Here is a 19307-nt window from a genome sequence, read left to right on the forward strand (position 1 = left end):
CGTCAGTTTCGGCTCTTTTCGTCATTTCGTCTCGTAATAAGCGTTCACGATCCGGCGTAGCGACCGTTCGTTCAAATCGAGCGGTTTGAACCCAGCGTCCTGCAACAGACGTTTCGTATTGGCGTCGTCGAACGCGATATCGCGATTCAAGTAAGGATTGAACACCTTCACCATCTCGTTGAACGTCTGCTCGGCTTGGCTGAGCGAAGACGTCGCCGTCTCCGTGATCTTCAAGTGCGGGAACGCAAGTGCTTGCTTCATATAGTCGAGCATGGTCACGTTGCGCGGCGGGGCATCGTTCGTCACGTTATAGATGGTGTCCGGTTTGGCGTGTTCGATGGCAGCGAGGAGCACATCGGCCACATAATCGACCGGGACGAGGTTCGACGTGCCGGTCTCAGAGCCGAGGAGACGGATCGGTCCATCCGGTGCCCCACGGCGCTCGAGGCGGCGCTTGAACACCTCGAGGGCGCGCATATAGCCGTACATCGTGAACTTCGAGTCGGCCTCACCGGTTTTCGAGTCACCGACGATGATGGCGGGACGGAAAATCGAGACGTCGAGGTGGTCCCGTTCCGCCCAGACGGCCTGTTCGGCGTGCGCCTTGCTCTCCTCGTACGGATTATGGAACGTCTGGTCGGTCGCATACAACGTCTCATCGCCGACCTCGCGTGCTCCGAGCGTGTACGCCGTGCTGACGTGGAAGAAGCGAGGGCAATGCAGCGCCTTTGCGAGCGCGAGCGCTTGTCTCGTCCCGGTCAAATTCGTCTCGAACAGTTCCTCACGGAGCTCCTCATCGAATTTGACGAGGGCCGCCATGTGGAGCACCAAGTCGAAGGAACGGTCATGGTCGGTGATGAACCGCTCGTCTGCTCCGAGGAACGGGGCCGTCAAATCCCCGGCCAGGACAGTGATGGAGCGACGTTCGTCCCGTGAGAACATCGCCTCCACTTTCTCAGGTGTACGGGCGAGGACGCACAGCGTATGCCCACGATGAATCAGCTCGCGGGCGAGCCGTCCTCCCAAAAATCCGGTCGCACCGGTCATAAAAATATTCACAGCGTTCTTCCTCTCTTTTCAGTCTCTCCCCATCATAACAAGTGGCAACGGAATGAGCCACTTTCAACCTAAAGAATAAAATTAGGGGTTTAACAATTTTTAAAGTCGGTTATGACTTAAGGAGAAGCGTACGCAAGGTACGTCATGACAGTGTTGATCTGTCAAATAACTTAAGTGAGGTTTTTTAGAATCATGGCTAATCTATTCGGAACAGACAAGGATGGCAACAGGAAGAAGCAAGAAGAGATTGAAAAAACGGTTCAGGAGAAAGGGATCACACAAATCCACATGTACTTCTCCGACGTGCTTGGAGACTTGAAGCTACTGACTCTCTCTGCAAAATTGTTGCCGGAAGTCTTTGAAGGGAAGACGATGTTTGACGGTTCATCCATCGCCGGTTTTTCTTCCATCAAAAACTCAGACCTATTCTTGAGACCGGATTTAGATCGTCCACGCTACGAGCAGGATGGGGACGAGAGCATTCTCGCCTTTTTCTGTGACGTCTGCACACCGGACGGCGAACGTTACGAGTTCGACCCGCGCAACGTCTTGAAGGATGCCCTCGAGCGGGCTGCACGTGACGGCTACTCGATTTTCGTCGGCGCTGAGCCGGAATTCTTCATCTTCGACGAGAATGGTGAATTTTACGATGAGGCGGGTTACTTCTCGACACGTTCGGAAGACAAAGGGTATGAGGTCCGCCAACATATCGCCAACCGCTTGAGCGAAGTCGGTTTCAACATCGAGGCGGTCCACCACGAAGTCGCACCGGCCCAGCACGAAATCGGCATCAAATATGATGACGCGCTCCACACGGCCGACAACATCCAGTTCTTCAAAGAAATCGTTCAATTGGCAGCCCAAGAGAAAGGTGCAAAAGTGTCATTCTTGCCGAAACCGCTCCGTGACGTGAACGGTTCGGGGATGCACCTCAACATCTCGGTTTGGAAGAACGACAAGGACGGCAACCCGACTGTAAACGCATTCGAAGAGCCGGAGTCGGATTACGGTCTATCGCTCACGGCCCGTCACTTCATCGAAGGGATTCTGAAGCATGCCCGCGCAACGGCTATCTTCACGAACCCGCTCCCAGAGTCGTACGAGCGTCTCGTGCCAGGTTTCGAGGCACCGGTCAACATCTGTTGGAGCCCGTCGAACCGCAGTTCGATGATTCGGATTCCGGCGTCCCGCGGAAGCGCGACGCGCGTCGAAGTCCGTAACCCAGACCCGAGTGCGAACCCGTACTTCGCGCTTGCGTCATTGATTTATGCCGGACTCGAGGGCATCGAGCAACAGCTCGAGCCGTCGGCACCGAACGAGGACGACTTGTTCGAGTACTCGGCGAAGCAGATTGAAAGCCAAGGCATCTCGTCACTCCCGGCGACGTTCCATGAGTCGATTCAATCGCTCAAGTCGGACCGGTTCCATGATTACTTCAACCATGACTTGATCGACCGCTACTTGTCGCTCATCCAAGTCCGTAAATAAGCAACGTATACAAAAGCCCATTCCTCGGCCGAGGAATGGGCTTTTACGCTTAATGAATCCCGCGCATATACTTTTTGATGACCGGGGCGAGAGCGAACAAAATCATACTGAGTACAATCGCTGCTCCACCGATAATCCCGAAGTAGAGCATCTCGTTCTCTGGTGAATAGAAACGAACGAGCTGGGCGTTAATCCCTTGTGCCGCCGCGTTCGACAAGAACCAGAGTGACATCGTCTGGGCCGAGAAGGCAGCCGGGGCGAGTTTCGTCGTCGCCGACAGACCGACCGGCGACAGGCTGAGCTCACCGAGCACGACGATGAAGTAACTGAGGACGAGCCAGAGCGGATTGACGAGCGTGTCCGGGCCACCGAAGTAGGCCGGGAGCAAGATCACCAAGAAACTTAACCCTGCGAACAAAATCCCGAAGGCGAACTTCGTCGGGATGCTCGGCTCACGGTCACCGAGTCGGACCCAAAGCCATGCGAACACCGGAGCGAGCATGATGATGAACAACGGGTTGAGCGACTGGAACCAGGCCGGTGACAGCGTGAACCCTAAAAATTCAAGGTCGGTCCGCTTATCCGCATAACTGGCCAAAATCGTTGCGCCTTGCTCTTGAATCGCCCAGAACATGACCGAGGCGATGAAGAGCGGAATATAGGCGATAATCCGTGACCGCTCGACTTCCGTCGTTTTCGGGCTGCGATACATGACGATGAAATAAATCGTCGGAATCGCGATCCCGAACACACCGACGAGACCGATGAACGTGTTAATCGTGAACAACCCTTGTGGAATCAACACGGCCAACAGACCACCGATGAGCACGACTGCGATCGTCGTATACTTGATTGCGTTTTTCTTTTCAGACGGTGTCAACGGGTTCGGTACGTATGAACCGGCGAGACCAAGGTTCTTTTTCTTCGTGACCATGAAGACGACGAGACCGATGAACATCCCGACCGCGGCGAGCGCGAAGCCCCAATGGAAGCCATAACTCTTTTGAACCCCTCCGACGATCAAAGGCGAGATGAAGGCACCGAGGTTGATCCCCATATAGAAGATACTGAACCCGGCGTCACGACGACGGTCCGTCTCATTGTATAAATCACCGACGATACTCGAGACGTTCGGTTTCAAGAGACCGGTCCCGATGACGATCAACGCCATTGAGATGAACAAGAACGTCAGGCTACCCGGAATCGACAGTACGATATGACCGAGCATGATGAACACACCGCCGAAGAAGACGGCCCGGGACGTCCCGAACACACGGTCAGCGAGCCATCCCCCGATGACCCCCGACATGTAGACGAGTGCGCCATACACCGACATGATGGACAAGGCGACGTTCTGGTCGAGACCGAGACCGCCATCTGATACCTCGTAATACATGTAGAAGACGAGGATGGCACGCATCCCGTAATACGAGAACCGTTCCCAAAACTCAGTGAAGAATAGCGTGAACAACCCTTTCGGCTGTCCGAAAAAACCTTTTTGTGGCACGCTGTCCACAATTTTCTGTTTATCGATCCTTTCCATGAAAGATCCCTCCTTAACCGTATTATCATAAAAAGAATCATTATGTTTGTAAAGAATAATAGAAGCAAATATTCAAAATTTAACGAATTTGCAACGAATTAAAAAATCACACTAAACGACTAGGTTCAGTGTGATTTATATAGGTCAAGCCGTCTTTTGTTTCGCTTCGGCCGCACTGACGCGACGTCCGAGCTGCCAGTAGATGAGGCCTGACACACAACTGGCCGCCCCGACGAGGATTAAGGCGATATGTCCGGCCCGCTGGTCAAAGAACAGGCTCGCCATGATCGGAGCCGTCACCCCGCCAATCAACCATTGGATACTGGCGGCCCCATTATAGGCCCCACGCATATTCTCCGGAGCGATCAAGGCGATGAACGTCTGTTGGACCGGGGACATGATTATCTCGCCAAGCGTATAGAACGCGTATACCGCGAGCAAGACGCTCACGAGGACGAGGTACGGTGTCCCTATGGAGTAGAGGAGACGCGGCATGACCGCGATCAAGATCATGCCGACCCCGAAGATGATCGCCCCGGCGAGCATGACGTTACCGAATGGCTTGCGTCCAAGTTTCGAGGCAATCGGGAACTGGAACAACACGACCATGATGCCGTTCAAGGCGAGCATATAGGCGAACGGGTTTTCACGGTCGGTGAACGACGGCATCGACTCGCGCAAGAACAGCGGCAGCATGCTCTCGATGAGCGAGAAGCCCATCGAGATGAACACACCGGCGAAGATGAAGACGAGGAACACCTTATCGTTATAGAACACCCGTAGGACGTCCCGGTTAGACGGTGTATCGGCCTCGGTCGTCTCCGGGAGCGACTCCCGGATGAAGCGGCCGAGGACGAGCGCATAAAGGATAAAGACGAATGACGCCGAGAAGAAGATATACTGCCGGTCGATGAACAGGACGGCGCTGCCGAGGAGCGGGCCGAGCGCCGCCCCGATGTTATGGCCCATCCGCAACAGGCCGAACGCCTCGTTCATCTGTTCGGGCTCGGTCACGTCCGCCACCATCGCGCTCGCGGCCGGATGGAACAACGAGTTCGTCAAACCGAGCATGGCGTTCAAAATGAGGAGCGGCCAGAACGTCTCGGCGAACGCGAAACCTACGAGCGCGAGCGCGTCGCCGAGGATGGCGATCATCATGATTGGTTTGCGGCCATACAAATCTGCGAGCCGTCCGCCGACGACCGAACCGATGAGGGCCATGATCGGACCGGTCGCCATGATGACACCGACCTGGATATAACTGTCGAGCTTGTCGCTGTAATAGAGGACAAGGAACGGCGCGATCATGAACATCATGACGCCGGTGATCGTCTCCCCGAGGAAGCGGATCCAAATATTGCGGTCGAGTCGTTTGAGTGATTGAATCATTAGGTTCACCTGCTTTAATTATTGGAATGTAAAAAGGGACGCAGCATGCACAAAGGCATACGCGTCCCTACGATCTTAGACATGCCTCGGAAGGCAGGCGAACGTCACGGATTCAAATCACGGAGAGGCGCCTGCCGGTCAATATGGACTTGGACGTGCGAGCGTTGAATGACTGACATCGGTACCTCTCCTTTCTGCATTGGACTGTCTTCTCTTCAAGATTATGATATTTCTGTGAAATGTGTCAACCTAAATCATCAATGTGTCATAACAATTCATTCAAATTTTTGCGACTGAGCCGGTAGTCGATCAAGCGTGAGAACACGACTTGAATCATCGCCGTGACCGGCACGCTGATGAACATCCCGACGAGGCCGAACAGGCTGCCGCCGATGATGATCGACGTGATGACCCAGAACGGCGTGATGCCGACGCTGTCGCCGAGAATCTTTGGGCCGAGCCAGAGTCCGTCGAATTGTTGCAACAAGAAGATGAACAAGAGGACGATGAGCGCCGTGAACGGGTCATAGAAGTAGGTGATGATGAACGCCGGGATCATCCCGAGCAGCGGCCCGACGTACGGGATGAAGTTCAAGACACCGACGATGACGCCGAGGAGAAGCGCGTATGGCGCCCCGATAATCAACAGACCGGCGACGGCCAGCACCCCGATGATGAGGCAGTCGAGCGACTTCCCGATGATATAGCGTTTAAAGATGTAATCCATCTCTTGGAAGATGTCGATCGTCGTCTTGGCTGACGCGACCGGGAACATCGCATACAACAGCCGCTTGAACATGCGGGCAAAAATCTCTTTGTCTTTTAAAAGATAAATCGAGATGACGATCCCAATCAAGAAGTTGATGAGCGTCATCGTGAAGCTCGACACGTAGCTGACCGACGACAAGACGGCCGTCTCGACCCAGCCCGAGTAGCGCTCCTCGAACCGGCTGAAATCGATGGCCTGGGCGACTGTCGCGTTATACTCTTTCAAATACGTGTTCAACTGTGACAGATACCCGTCGATTTGCCGGATATAGGACGGGAGTTCCTCGATGAGCGAGGCGAGGCTCGAATAAATGCGTGGGAACAGCGTTACCGCAGAGATGACGAGAATCCCGATAAAGATGATATAGACGATTAGCAAGCCTTGATATCGTTTTAGTTGAAACCGTTCTTCTATATAGGACAGGACGGTATTCAGGAGCAGCGCGATGGCGATTCCCATAATAATCGGCGTCAGCAACTGGAACGTATAATGCATCATCTGCGAAATCGTATCCGGTTCGCTGATGACTTTCCAGAGCACGAGCAGGATCAGGCCGATCACGCTCAACTTCCAAATCAATTGACGGTTTAATTCCAAAGGTCCATCCCCTCATGTTTTAAATTTTGTAGAATAACGTTCACTTTCACTATGAACGTTTTTTTATCGGGATTCAAGAGGACATGCTCATTTTCAAAAAAGGATTGACAAGATTGGTAACGTTTGGTTAACTAAGTGACATATTACAAAAAGACAAATCGCATATAAAACACTTTCTATCAAGAGAAGCGGAGGGACTGGCCCGATGAAGCTTCAGCAACAGATTGTTTCAATACTGTGCTAATTCCAGCAAGGTGACCTTGAGAGATGGAAAGGTGGTTGTTTGAATACGTCCGTATCTCGACACCCCTTTCCGCGGAAAGGGGTGTTTTTTTGCATAGGAGGACTATTCATGACTGACAGACGCTCACATCTACTTAAAACGTTACCACCTCAACATTTCGTCGGACTCGCGAACGAGGTGGCCGAACTCGAACAAGCCGGCCGCGACATCATCCGACTCGGACAAGGGACGCCTGACCTGCCGACGCCTGAGCCGATCTGTGACGCGCTTCAGACGGCGCTCCTCGACGCCTCGACCCATCAATACGGTCCGTTCCGCGGTCAGGCCCGCCTGAAGCAAGCAGTGGCGACGTTCTATTTGAATGAGTATGGAGTCGAACTTGATCCCGAGACAGAAGTAGCGATTCTCATCGGCTCAAAATCTGGTCTCATCACGTTGCCGCAATGCGTACTCGAACCTGGCGACGGGATTTTGCTACCGAATCCCGGCTATCCTGATTACATCTCGGGGGCACGCCTCGCCGGTGCCGTCGTCCGGGACCTCGTCCTCCGGGAAGAGAACGGCTTCTTGCCGGACTATGAGACGCTCGATACGCAAGATGCAAGACTCATGTATTTGAACTACCCGAGCAATCCGACCGGAGCCGTCGCCTCACCCGCTTTCTTTGACGATACCGTCCGTTTCGCCCGGGAGCGGGACTTGATGGTCGTCCACGATTTCGCATACGGCAGCATCGGATTCGATGGCCATGTCCCGCCTAGCTTTCTGCAGGCGGAAGGGGCGAAAGAAGTCGGCATCGAGGTATATACGATGTCGAAAGCGTTCAACATGTCCGGTTGGCGCGTCGCCTTTGCTGTCGGGAACGCGGACATCATCGAGGCGATCAACACGTATCAGGACCACGTCCACGTCAGCGTGTTCTCGGCCATCCAGGCGGCGGCTATCGCTGCGCTCGAGGCGCCCCGTACCATTCGCGATGACTTGGCACGACTGTACGAGGCACGGCGTGATCGCCTGATCGACGGGTTGAACCGAGCCGGCTGGGCCGTCGAACCGCCGGAAGGCTCGTTCTTCGTCTGGGCGAAAGTGCCTGAGGGTGATGCCAAGTCGTTCTCGCGGAAACTGCTGCATGAAGCCGGTGTCGCCGTCACCCCGGGCTATTTCTTCGGTTCGGAAGGGAACGGATACGTCCGCTTCGGTCTCGTCTCACCGGAACCGAAGATTGACGAGGCCGTCGAACGAATCGAGCGGTTGTTTGCCGCCTATGAGGAGGTGCGCGCATGATTCGTCAGGCCGTCCTTGAATATGACCACGCCGATGACGCGCTCGACCGTCTTGATGACTTAGTCGACGGCCGACGTGCCCACGTCCTGCACGGTCAGAACGGGTATGACGTCGTCCGAGCCATCTTTCCGGCCATCGCGGACTATCCGGCGACAAGGTTCAGCGGGGAGTGCACGGACTCGGAAGTCGAACGGCTCAAACCGTTGGACGCCGACGTGTTAATCGCCGTCGGAGGCGGCAAGCTCGTCGATACGGCCAAACTCGTCGCCTATCAACGGAACGTCCCGCTCATCGTCGTCCCAACGCTCGCCTCGAACTGTGCGGCGTTCACACCGCTTAGCGTCGTCTATCAGGAGGACGGGAGCTACGAGCGCTACGACATGTTCCGCGTCGTCATCGAACGGGTCATCGTTGACTCACGGGTCATCTCGCGCTCACCATATGAATACTTTCGGGCCGGTGTCATCGACACGGTCGCGAAGTTTTACGAGGCCCGTTATTTGAGTGGTGACAGCTCAGCTGACGCCGGCGTCAACACCGGACTCGTCTTGGCCGAGCAGTGCGGGCGTCTCGTCGAACTTGAATTGAGCGAGCACGCTTTTAAGTCGTATAGTGACGACGTCCGCTTCGCGGTCGATCACGTGCTCGCCATCGGTGGCGCCGTCGGTGGATTTGGTGACGCCGGGACACGCGTCGCCGTGGGCCATGCGGTCCATAATGCGCTCAGCCGCTTCGAGTCGACCCACTCTTTCTTGCATGGAGACAAGGTCGGCTTCGGCCTAATCGTCCAAGAGCGCTTGCGGCGCTCGGCCGATGCTCTGTATTTGGAGGCCTGGTTGAAACGGTTCTGTGCACCGACGACGCTCGAGACGCTCGGGGTCGGGTCGGGCGACATCCCGGTACTGGTCGACTCCGTCATGACGGAGACCGAACTGCAACAGTTGCCGGCACCGCTCGATAAAAATTTTCTGAAAATAATTTTTGAAAATTTACAATTATCTATTTACAATTAAAAGAATTAAAAGTAAGATGATAACAACTTAATAGACCGATTGCTTATCAAGAGTGGTGGAGGGACTGGCCCTGTGAAACCCGGCAACCAGATCGTAATGATCATGGTGCTAATTCCAACAGACGAAATCGTCTGGGAGATGAGCGTGTCCGACTTTGACTTGTCGTGCCCGCCACTCTGAATGAGTAGCGGGCTTTCATTTTGGAGGAGGAAAACAAATGAACATCAAACAGAAAACAGTACTTGCAGGAACATCACTACTCGCCGCCATCGCGCTCTCAGCATGCGGACAATCGGACGCGAGCGAGGCGCTCAGCACGGAGTCGCTCACGATCGGCGTCACGGGCGGGCCGCACCAACAGATCGCCGAGAAAGTGAAAGAACTCGCGGCCGAAGACGGCCTCGAACTCGATATCAAAGTGTTCAACGACTATAATACGCCGAACACGGCGCTCGCCGAGGGCAGCCTCGACGTGAACAGTTATCAGACGCTCTCATTCCTAGAACTGCAAAAGTCCGATAAAGGCTATAAAATCGACGACGTGTTCAAGACCGTCGCTTTCCCGATGGGTCTCTACTCAGAGAAATTGACCGACATCGAGGACTTGAAAGAAGGTGACAAGGTCGCCGTCCCGAACGACCCGGCGAACGAGCTACGCGCGCTCCGTCTCTATGAGACAGCGGGACTCATCACGCTCAAGGAAGGATTGACGGACAAGGCGACGAAACGTGATATCGCCGAGAACCCGCTCAACCTTGAATTCATCGAACTCGAGGCGTCACAGCTCCCGACCCAGCTCCCGGAAGTCGCACTCGCTGCCATCAACACGAACTTCGCGATGGGTGCCGGCCTGTCGATCAACGAAGACGCCTTGTTCCATGAAGACACGGTCGACAACCCGTATCCGAACTACGTCGTCGTCCGTACCGACAACAAGGATGACGAAGTCGTCGCGACGCTCAAATCGTACTATCACTCGGACGAGGTCCGGACGTTCATCGAAGAGACGTTCGACGGCTCAATCGTCCCGGCGTTTTAAGGAGGGCCTATGATCGCACTTAAAGGAATCACGAAGACGTTCACGGTAAATAAAGGTGCTGTCACTGCACTCGACCACGTCTCGCTCACCATCGAGAAAGGCGAAATCTTCGGCATCATCGGCCGAAGCGGGGCCGGAAAGAGCACGCTCATCCGCATGATCAACCTGCTCGAACGCCCGACGTCGGGCCAGGTCGAAATCGAAGGACAGGACGTCACGAAGCTCGACAAACGAGGGCTCTCGAAGCTACGTCATCGCATCGGGATGATCTTCCAACATTACAACCTGCTCAAGACGGCGACCGTCGAAGAGAACGTCGCCATCCCGCTCCGTCTCGAAGGACTCGATAAGCGGACAATCCGCGAACGTGTTGAAAAGTACCTCGACATCGTCGGATTGACGGATCATCGGAAACATTATCCGGAGCAACTCTCGGGCGGACAGAAGCAACGTGTCGCCATCGCCCGCGCCCTCGCACATGAGCCGGACATCCTGCTCAGCGACGAGGCGACGAGCGCGCTCGACCCGGAGACGACCGAGTCGATTCTCGACCTGCTTCTCGACATCAATCGCGAGCTCGGGCTGACGATTTTCTTGATCACCCACGAGATGGAAGTCATCGAGCGCATCTGCGACCGGGTCGCGGTCATCGAGGCCGGCCGGATTATCGAAGAAGGGGACGTGCTCGACGTGTTCTCGGACCCGCAGCATGCGACGACGCGCAAGTTCTTGAAGACGAACCTCGATGTCCCGAAAGAGGTCGTCGAAGAATTGAGCACGCACGGGACGCTCGTCAACTTGTCGTTCATCGGCCATCAAAGTGAACAGGCCGTGCTCGCCCAATTGACGAAACGGTTCGGCTTGCTGCCGAACATCATCGGGGGCGGCATCAAAAAGCTTAAAGGAGGTCTCGTCGGTAATCTACTCGTCCATTTGGACGGCGATGAGGGCCAGACCGACCAAGCCGTCCGCTTCTTAGAGGCGAGCGGTGTGAAAGTGAAGGAGGTGACGAACCATGCTTCAGTTTTGGGAAAATTGGGGTGACTTGATTTGGACGGGGACGATTCAGACGCTCACGATGACCGGCATCGCGCTCGTCATCTCGACGTTGATCGGACTGCCGCTCGGGACGCTACTCGTCTTGACGCGACCGCACGGGCGGCTCGCCAACCGTTATTTCTACGGCATCTTGTCGAGTGTCATCAACGTCGTCCGTTCGATCCCATTCATCATTCTCTTATTCTTCATCCTCCCGTTCACCCGTTTCATCATGGGAACAACGATCGGCGTCCAAGGCGTGCTGTTGCCGCTCATCGTGTTCACGGCGCCGTATATCGCGCGGCTCATGGAGTCGGCGCTGCTCGAGGTCGACCGCGGGGTCGTCGAGGCGTATGAAGCGATGGGCATCTCGACCCGGAAAATCATCTGGTACGTGTTGATCCGGGAGGCCCGCTCTTCAATCGTGCTCGGTTTGACGATTGCGACGATCGGTTTGATCGGGGCGACCGCGATGGCAGGACTCGTCGGGGCCGGTGGACTCGGCGATATCGCCTATCAATACGGGCATCTCCGATTCGAGCCGGAGGTCATGTACGTGACCATCTTCGTCTTGATTCTACTCGTCCAATCGATTCAATCGTTCGGAAACCGCTTGGCGGCCCGACTCAAGAAGGCATAAGAAAAGAGCTCTGCTTCGGCAGGGCTCTTACTTGTTGTCGAGCAATCGTTTCAATTCGGCAATGCGGTCATGGCGCGGGATGAACGTACGAATCTCTTTCTCGCTGAACCCGATTTGAATTCGATTGTCGTCGACGACGATCGGACTCTTCAAAATCTGGGGATGCGACGCCACGAAGCTGTACAGCTCACGGAGCGACATCTCATCAAGGTGATCCGCCGCTTGTTTGTACACGCTCTTTTGAACGGACAACAGGTCGGTCGTCCCGTTCTCGGTGAGGCGGAGCATGTCTTTGAACTCGGTGAACGACATCCCTTGGTCGGTCAATTTCTTCTCGATGAACGGGATGTTCTGTTCACGTAACCAATCGATCGTCTTACGGGAAGAACTGCAGCTTGTATGTGTGAATACGGTGACCGTCACGGCAACCACTTCTCCTTTACGTAAGTATGGACTTCTTTATTTTCTCTCATACATACGTGACGGACATCGAATATGTTTCAAATCACATATACTTTTTTCGACCGAACAGACGATTTGTCGGTCCTCACTTGGGGTACAAGACGAGAGAGACTACATCTTAGGAGGGGTTCACATGTTTGATTACACGGTCAAGACCGATCAGACGGTCGAAGCGGTCGTCGAGAAGCTGAAAACGACGCTCAAAGAGGAAGAGTTCGGGGTGCTTTGGGACTTCAATTTGAGTGAGACGCTCGAAGAGAAAGGCCAAGCGATTGATGGGGACTACCGCATCCTCGAAGTGTGCAATCCAAAAGAAGCGAAAAAAGTCATCACGGCGCACCGGGAAGGCGGTTATTTCCTCCCATGCAAGCTCGCCGTCTTCACGAAAGACGGGTCGACCCATGTCGGGATGCCAAAGCCGACGAAACTGATCGAACTGATCGAGGATGAGTCGCTCCAAGCTGTGGCACGCGATGTCGAGACGAGATTGACCCGAGCCATCGATAAAACTGTGTAACGGTCATTGAACCCGTCCAGGTCGTCGGACGGGTTTTTTCGTGTTCCCTCCTAAAGTAATATAATGGTAAAATTGGTACAAATAGATGATGAGGGGCGGATGATTTGAAAAAGTTAGTCGGTTTATTTGTACTATCCACAGGCTTATTGGTTGGTTGCGGTGGGGAAAAGCCGGACGTCGTAAACTTGTCTTACGTCGACGCGCGTTGGACCGTCAGCAAGTATGCCAAGGAGGAGTTGATTTCCCTTCATTCAGCCGACGAGACGCTTGAAGCCTGTAGCGGTAAGTTGACGACCGAGCTGGAAGGCGACTTGATTGTGTTCGATACGATCGTGGCGAACCGCTATCCGATGACGGACACGGGTGAGGAGTATGCGTTCAAGGCCGTATCATATATGAAAGGGGATGAGAATTATGTGCTTTGTCGTGACATGGCCTCGAACCGCTTCTCGGCGGAAGTGATCGAGTCGTTCCCTGACGATGTGGACGTATCAACAGGGACACCGATCGGTCGTTATCCAGTCGTCGGTCCGGCCGATAAGTCCGCCAAAACCGCCTTACGGGATGCCGATGAATTGAACGAGTCAGGCAACCCGATTGAACCGTTCCTCGAAACGCTCGTCGCCTTTTCCCCGGCTCTGTACGGTGAGATTGAAGTAGAAATCGGGGGAATGCCGAGTCCATATCCGTTGTTCTCGTTCGATCCGTCGATGGCCAGCATGAAAGACATCAAAGTCGCGATCGGTTACGACACGATTACTGAGAAACCGTATTTGCTGCTCATGTTTGCGGACCTTTATTTCTCGGTGACTCCACTCGAGTCGATGATTGACCAAACCGCAGAAGGGCTTACATATGAAGCGTTGAGCGTCGAGCGCCTCCCGCTCAAGACGGAGCTCGTCCCGGACCAGACTTATCCATTGTATGAGTTCACCTATACTCGTGACGGAAAAGTCGTCAATGAGACGATGTCGTTCACATACCGCACCTCTGACTTATTATCGACAGCGGAACGAAAGCAGCTCGAGACGCACCCTGACGAAGACTACATGCCACTTGTGGTCGGTCCGCTCGTTTATCTTCATCAACAGCCGTTCAACCCGGAATCTCCGTTGTCATACCCGGTTCTTTTAAAAGCAGCGGGGAACGAGATGGATGACCTCGTCCAAGCGATCGATTCCGCTGAACCGACGAAGCGTCAAGGTGATGAAGGCGACTATCCGCTTTTAACAATCGTCGATGGACACAAGGGACAAGAGTTCGAGGTGACGTATAAACAGCGCTCGAAGAAGCTGGATATTTACGTGACCGACCGCTCGACCGACGAGACGTACAAACTGACGAGCGAAGGGGCCGAGACGTTCTTGTCCTACTTCCCTGACTTGAAGAAGAAATGAGTGGGTTGAACATGAAGAAACGAGCGTTGATGGCATTGTCACTGTTATGGTTGACGGCAGGCTGCTCGGAAGACGTGGACGTCGTCCGCTATGGCCATATCGAGGAGCACTGGCAAGCCGAACGGGTCACGATGAACAGTCAAGAGCCTGTAGTGGATGCCGAAACAATTTTAAACCAATGTGAAGACAAGGAACGACTGACCGAACTAGATGGAGAGACGTTTTCAATCCTCGGGATGGCGTATGCGACCCGGGCCCCGCTTATGAATGATGACTATTATGGATATAGTTTTAATGAAGTGACCTATGTCGAGGGGGATACAATCTATGCGCTCTGTAAATCAGACCGGATGGACGGGATGGAAGGGTACCGGGCCGTCGAGCTTGCAGAAAGACCTGCCTACTTGAAAGACGAGGTCGGCACGGAGATTTCGTTCCTTCCGACCGTCCATATCGCGACCGCAAATGAACGGGCTGCGTTACATAAGCCGGACGCCTTCTATGACAATGGACAAGACATGGAACCGTATCCGGTCACACTTATGAGGATTTCGCCTGGATTTAGCGGCACGGTTGAGATTGGGATTGAAGAAGGGGGCTACTTTAACCCATTCTTCCACTTTTTGCCGAACCTTAGACCGTCCGATGTGTTTATCGCATTAGGACGAGATAAGGCCACGAACATGCCTCATCTGCTCCAGTCTTATGGTGGAGACAAGGCTCGCTATTCCTCCTCCATTTTACAAGATGCCGATTTGCTCAACGGGGCTGACAGTTTAACCTTCCGTCGAATCCATAACGGTGGCACGATGGAACCGATGACACCTTATCCGCTATATGACCTCACGATTGACGTGGACGGACAAAACGTAACAAAAACCGTGTCGATGCGCTATCGAACGAGCCCTCTCCTTACAAATCCTGCAGATCTAGACGAGATAGCGGTCGCTTACCTCCATCAGTATCCGTATCACCGGGAAGTCCCGCTCCCTTACCCTGATGCGGTGAACGTGAGCGGAAAAGCGTATGACCGATTGGTCGAAGCCCTCGAGACCGCTAGACCGTCGACGAAGAGTGGTGAGACGGAAGACTATAAGTATTTGACGCTGTTGCACGGGAATCTCGGTCAACAGTTCGATGTCAGTTACCAGCAACGGTCGAAGAAAGTCGATGTCTTCGTGAAAGACGTGAAGTCCGGGGAAGTGTTCAAACTGTCGAGCGTCGGGGCGGAGACGTTCCAAGAGTTATTCCCACAGCCTTTCGAATGAACGGATTGGTTGTAAATCGAGGAGGGGTGTTCTGTTGAAACGCACGTTGGTTGGATATGTCATCTGCGCGGGACTGTTGCTTGGAGGTTGTGCCAGTAGCGAGGAAAACTTGGACCCGTCACGCATTGAATATCAGACGTTAAAAGCTAGTGGCGACTATGGGCCGATCCGCACCATTACCGACGCTGAGACGAATGCCGAGCTTGATCGAACGACGGAGGAAGTCGAGTGGGAAGACCAGCCCGTCCCGATCGAGCGGGAACCGGATGTGAAAGCGACGTTCGTCTACACGCCGGACGATGCGCCAGAACGTTCACTCGGCTTCGGGATTTGGTTCGAAGAACAGATAATCGGCGGCATCGACCCGAAGGACAGCCGGGGTGAACTTACGGCCGACCAAGTCACGCTGTTCAAATCAATATTCGATGACCAGGAATGATAGGGGCCCGTGCCATGCACGAGTCCTTTTTTCATGTACTTAGCAGTGAACCAACTGGAAAACACTTCAAATTCAAGATATTGACTCGATTTCAAAAACCGACGCTATTCAGGACTTTTCGCACAGGGTACACTAGAATTCCGCTACATTCCAGGAATAAAGCACTAAAGGAAATCGAGAAAAGAAGGTAGGAATAATCGGAATGGAACTGACAAAGATTGCTAGCCTCTCATCCCCTGAGGTGCTCCGTGCCCTCGAGGCCAACGTGGCGATGATCCGCTTCGACCGTCAACGACGCGTCGTCGATGTGAACGACCTCTTCGCCAAGGCAATGAAATATAAACGTGACGAAATGATCGGGATGCACCATCACTTGTTCTGCACGCCAAGTTTCGTCAGCAGTCCGGACTATCAAGCGTTTTGGAACAAGCTGTTCGACGGCTTCAGTTCGGCCGACAAAATCGAGCGCATCGACGCCCGCGGTGATTCAATTTGGCTCGAAGCGACCTATATGCCAATCTATGAACAGGATGAAGTCGTCGGCGTCGTCAAAATCGCCTCCGACATCACGAGTCGCCAACAGACGATCGAAGAATACGCGCGCTCGTTCCGTGACATGGCCGCTAATCTTGACGACCGGGCCCGGCGTGGCATGGAAGAGAGTCAACAGTTGAAACGGACGATCGAACGCCTTGATGCGGACTCGAATCAAAACTTGAAAACGCTCACGAACTTGCAAGAGCAGGCCGCCGAGATCACGAAAATCGCCAGTACGATCAAAGAGATTGCCGCCCAGACGAACTTGTTGTCGCTCAACGCCGCCATCGAGGCCGCGCGGGCAGGTGAGCACGGTCTCGGCTTCAACGTCGTCGCGACCGAGGTGCGGAACCTGTCACGTCTCGTCGAACGCGCCGTCATCGAAGTGCGCTCGAACACGGATGGGATGAACAAAGAACTCGTCTCGATTGTCGACGGTGTATCCCGCTCCAGTACAGACATTCAAGAGAGTGTGCGCATCATGGAACAGACGCTCGAGCGGTTCGAGCATATCGAACAGTCGGCCGAATCGCTGAACGGGACAGCCGAGCGATTCACTTCCGCCATCTAAAAACCAATCGGACATGCCTCCTGACAAGGGACACGTTCAATTGGTTTTTTTGATTTGCAGCGTATGGCCATGCTGTTTCAACCAGGCCATCGCGCCGGCGACGTTTGGATACACTGACGCAAGCTTCGACCAGAACGCTTTCGAGTGGTCGAAATGAACGAGATGGACCAATTCGTGGGCGATGACATAATCCATGACGTCCTGCGGGGCGAGCATGAGCCGGACGTTGATCGAGATCGTCCCGGTCGAGCTGCATGACCCCCAGCGCGTCTTTTGGTGGCCGATGCGGATTCGTTCCGCCTTCACACCAAGTTGACGTTCATAGTGGGGGGACCTTTCCATCACATAAGCGAGGGCCCGTTCTCGTAGCCAGACCTCGTACGCTTTCCGAAGCGATGATTCGTCCCACTTCGCAGGACAGTAAAAGTTTTCGCCGTCGAAGCGGAACCTTGTCTCGGTATTGCTTTTCACGAGCGAAAACGTCTCTCCGTGCAAAAGCAGTCTGTCGGCTGGTAAGACGTCACGCTTAGGTAGTGCCGCGAGGCGATCTTCAATCCAGCCGGCATGTTCCGTTAATATTGTCTCGACGACCCGGTTCGGGAGCCTAGCTGGAATCCTCAGCTCGATGCCGTCCGGCGTCACGAAGAAAGCCGCCCGTTTCCGGCGTTTATGGCGGATGACGGTCACGGTCATCGGGTTCACCTCCTTGAAGTATCTCGGTCGATTATAGCCGACGCGTCTCGAATCCGCCATCGTTTTGCGGACTCGAACGCTCGTTTTTTGTTACAGTAGGAGTAGGAGGGATGAACATGAAATCAATCTTACATCAATCGCTTGACCGGACGGGAACAGATTCGGTGAAATGGGACGGGCTCGACCGCTGGTTCCACGTCAAGGACGACGTCTTGCCGCTGTGGGTCGCAGACATCGATATCCGCACGGCACCGTTCATCTCGGAGGCGCTGACGGCACGGGCCGCGACAGGAGAGTTCGGGTACACACTGTTCTCTAGAGAGGCGCAAGCTGCCGTGAGTTCTTGGTATGACCGTCGTCACGGGCTCAAGGTCGATGCCGATCACGTCTTGTTCTCGAGTGGCGTCGTACCGGGATTGACGCATATCGTCGAGGCGTTGACGGAGGAAGGGGATGGGGTCGTCATCCAGTCACCCGTCTATCCGCCATTTCATGAACTGGTCACCGGATTGAAACGGGAGGTGCTCGACGCTCCGCTTCGTCAAGTCGATGGTCGCTACGAGATGGACTTTGACGCGCTCGAGACACAGATGCAGAAGGCGGAGCTGTTCTTGCTCTGCTCGCCGCACAACCCGGTCGGACGGGTATGGGCCGAGTCCGAGCTGAAGCAAGTCGTCGAGCTTTCACGTCGCCATGACGTCATCCTCGTCGCCGATGAAATTCATGCCGACTTGACCTATCCGTCACAACGGCATACCGCCCTCAATCGCCTCGATGACTCGGTCATCACGGTGAGTGCACCGTCGAAGGCGTTCAATATCGCGGGGCTGTTCGCGTCGTATATCATCTGTCCGGACGATGCGATGCGAAAACGGATTATCCAAGTCCAAAACAAACACCATGTGTTACCGACACCATTCGCGAACACGGCCATCATCGCCGCCTATTCCGACTCGCGGGCCGAGCGTTGGCTCGACCAATTGACGGCCGAACTCGAGGAGCAGGCGACGTACCTCGTCGAGCGGTTCCAGGAAGAGCTGCCCCAATTGAAGACGTACATGCCTGAGGCGAGTTATCTCCTCTGGATTGATTTCAAGGCGCTCAATCTCGAAACGGAACCGCGGAAGAAGTGGCTGCACGAGGAAGTCCGTCTGTTCTTGTCGCCAGGTCACCCGTTTGGGGAGTCGGGCGAGACGTTCGAACGCCTCAATTTCGGGACGTCCCGAGCCATTCTCGACGAGGCGCTTAAGCGTCTCACCGAACATGCAAGTGGAAAGGCGTTTGTTTGATTCAAGAAACGGGAAAAATTTCACAATGAGC

The 19307-nt window shown here is 54.3% G+C and carries 18 protein-coding genes and 2 riboswitches; of the genes, 12 read left to right on the forward strand and 6 right to left on the reverse strand.

What is annotated here, in order from left to right; translation table 11 throughout:
- Positions 1–21: 21 nt before the first annotated feature.
- Positions 22–1059 carry an SDR family oxidoreductase gene (locus tag KNP84_RS10980; protein WP_214714910.1) on the reverse strand — a complete coding sequence of 346 codons (1038 nt, stop codon included), beginning with the start codon at positions 1057–1059 and terminating at the stop codon, positions 22–24.
- A 192-nt stretch (positions 1060–1251) separates the two neighbouring features.
- Here KNP84_RS10980 and KNP84_RS10985 point away from each other — a divergent pair, with 192 nt between their 5' ends.
- Positions 1252–2547: a glutamine synthetase family protein gene (locus KNP84_RS10985; protein WP_214837861.1), complete on the forward strand. Its 1296-nt coding sequence runs from the start codon at positions 1252–1254 to the stop codon at positions 2545–2547.
- Between the two features lie 49 nt (positions 2548–2596).
- On the opposite strand, the gene KNP84_RS10990 is transcribed toward KNP84_RS10985, so the two are convergent.
- From KNP84_RS10990 to KNP84_RS11000, 3 genes are all read right to left on the reverse strand, one after another.
- On the reverse strand, positions 2597–4090 hold the full coding sequence (locus tag KNP84_RS10990) for a peptide MFS transporter (RefSeq protein ID WP_021067488.1): 1494 nt from the start codon (positions 4088–4090) through the stop codon (positions 2597–2599).
- A 144-nt stretch (positions 4091–4234) separates the two neighbouring features.
- A complete protein-coding gene (locus KNP84_RS10995) occupies positions 4235–5479 on the reverse strand; it encodes an MDR family MFS transporter (protein ID WP_215114797.1) in 1245 nt (414 codons plus the stop codon).
- A gap of 265 nt (positions 5480–5744) precedes the next feature.
- Positions 5745–6845 carry an AI-2E family transporter gene (locus KNP84_RS11000; protein ID WP_021067485.1) on the reverse strand — a complete coding sequence of 367 codons (1101 nt, stop codon included), beginning with the start codon at positions 6843–6845 and terminating at the stop codon, positions 5745–5747.
- A gap of 173 nt (positions 6846–7018) precedes the next feature.
- Positions 7019–7119, forward strand: a riboswitch (SAM riboswitch).
- Between the two features lie 78 nt (positions 7120–7197).
- On the opposite strand from KNP84_RS11000, the gene KNP84_RS11005 reads away from it, so the two are divergent.
- The 5 genes from KNP84_RS11005 to KNP84_RS11025 all read left to right on the forward strand — a co-directional run bounded on the left by KNP84_RS11005 (position 7198) and on the right by KNP84_RS11025 (position 12103).
- On the forward strand, positions 7198–8373 hold the full coding sequence (locus KNP84_RS11005) for an aminotransferase class I/II-fold pyridoxal phosphate-dependent enzyme (RefSeq protein ID WP_215114798.1): 1176 nt from the start codon (positions 7198–7200) through the stop codon (positions 8371–8373).
- Complete coding sequence (locus KNP84_RS11010; RefSeq protein ID WP_215114799.1) at positions 8370–9386, forward strand: iron-containing alcohol dehydrogenase; 1017 nt, start codon at positions 8370–8372, stop codon at positions 9384–9386. Before KNP84_RS11005 ends, KNP84_RS11010 begins: the two co-directional genes overlap by 4 nt.
- 40 nt (positions 9387–9426) lie before the next feature.
- Positions 9427–9531: riboswitch (SAM riboswitch) on the forward strand.
- Between the two features lie 72 nt (positions 9532–9603).
- Entirely contained in the window at positions 9604–10425 is an 822-nt protein-coding gene (locus KNP84_RS11015; RefSeq protein WP_021067482.1) for a MetQ/NlpA family ABC transporter substrate-binding protein, read from the forward strand.
- Positions 10426–10434: 9 nt separating this feature from the next.
- Positions 10435–11469, forward strand: a complete 1035-nt coding sequence (locus tag KNP84_RS11020; RefSeq protein WP_215114800.1) for a methionine ABC transporter ATP-binding protein — start codon at positions 10435–10437, stop codon at positions 11467–11469.
- Positions 11441–12103 carry a methionine ABC transporter permease gene (locus tag KNP84_RS11025; protein WP_021067480.1) on the forward strand — a complete coding sequence of 221 codons (663 nt, stop codon included), beginning with the start codon at positions 11441–11443 and terminating at the stop codon, positions 12101–12103. The genes KNP84_RS11020 and KNP84_RS11025 overlap by 29 nt, the downstream gene beginning before the upstream one ends.
- A 27-nt stretch (positions 12104–12130) precedes the next feature.
- On the opposite strand, the gene KNP84_RS11030 is transcribed toward KNP84_RS11025, so the two are convergent.
- Positions 12131–12526: a Spx/MgsR family RNA polymerase-binding regulatory protein gene (locus tag KNP84_RS11030; RefSeq protein ID WP_131472634.1), complete on the reverse strand. Its 396-nt coding sequence runs from the start codon at positions 12524–12526 to the stop codon at positions 12131–12133.
- Between the two features lie 172 nt (positions 12527–12698).
- On the opposite strand from KNP84_RS11030, the gene KNP84_RS11035 reads away from it, so the two are divergent.
- The 5 genes from KNP84_RS11035 to KNP84_RS11055 all read left to right on the forward strand — a co-directional run bounded on the left by KNP84_RS11035 (position 12699) and on the right by KNP84_RS11055 (position 17294).
- Complete coding sequence (locus KNP84_RS11035) at positions 12699–13082, forward strand: DUF302 domain-containing protein (RefSeq protein WP_131472636.1); 384 nt, start codon at positions 12699–12701, stop codon at positions 13080–13082.
- 104 nt (positions 13083–13186) lie between these two features.
- On the forward strand, positions 13187–14479 hold the full coding sequence (locus KNP84_RS11040) for a hypothetical protein (RefSeq protein WP_215114801.1): 1293 nt from the start codon (positions 13187–13189) through the stop codon (positions 14477–14479).
- A gap of 11 nt (positions 14480–14490) precedes the next feature.
- A complete protein-coding gene (locus KNP84_RS11045; protein ID WP_215114802.1) occupies positions 14491–15747 on the forward strand; it encodes a hypothetical protein in 1257 nt (418 codons plus the stop codon).
- Between the two features lie 34 nt (positions 15748–15781).
- The gene (locus KNP84_RS11050; protein ID WP_215114803.1) at positions 15782–16186 is read left to right on the forward strand and encodes a hypothetical protein; all 405 of its coding nucleotides are present in this window, start codon (positions 15782–15784) and stop codon (positions 16184–16186) included.
- A gap of 202 nt (positions 16187–16388) precedes the next feature.
- Positions 16389–17294, forward strand: a complete 906-nt coding sequence (locus KNP84_RS11055) for a methyl-accepting chemotaxis protein (RefSeq protein ID WP_215114804.1) — start codon at positions 16389–16391, stop codon at positions 17292–17294.
- A 36-nt stretch (positions 17295–17330) separates the two neighbouring features.
- Here the strand turns inward: KNP84_RS11055 and KNP84_RS11060 are convergent, their stop codons facing one another.
- On the reverse strand, positions 17331–18047 hold the full coding sequence (locus tag KNP84_RS11060) for a M48 family metallopeptidase (RefSeq protein WP_251131219.1): 717 nt from the start codon (positions 18045–18047) through the stop codon (positions 17331–17333).
- 56 nt (positions 18048–18103) lie between these two features.
- Here KNP84_RS11060 and KNP84_RS11065 point away from each other — a divergent pair, with 56 nt between their 5' ends.
- Positions 18104–19276, forward strand: coding sequence for a MalY/PatB family protein (locus KNP84_RS11065; RefSeq protein ID WP_215114805.1), 1173 nt, complete (start codon positions 18104–18106; stop codon positions 19274–19276).
- The last annotated feature ends 31 nt before the right edge of the window (positions 19277–19307 follow it).

This window comes from Exiguobacterium sp. s70 (genome assembly GCF_018618315.1).
GTDB lineage: Bacteria > Bacillota > Bacilli > Exiguobacteriales > Exiguobacteriaceae > Exiguobacterium > Exiguobacterium chiriqhucha.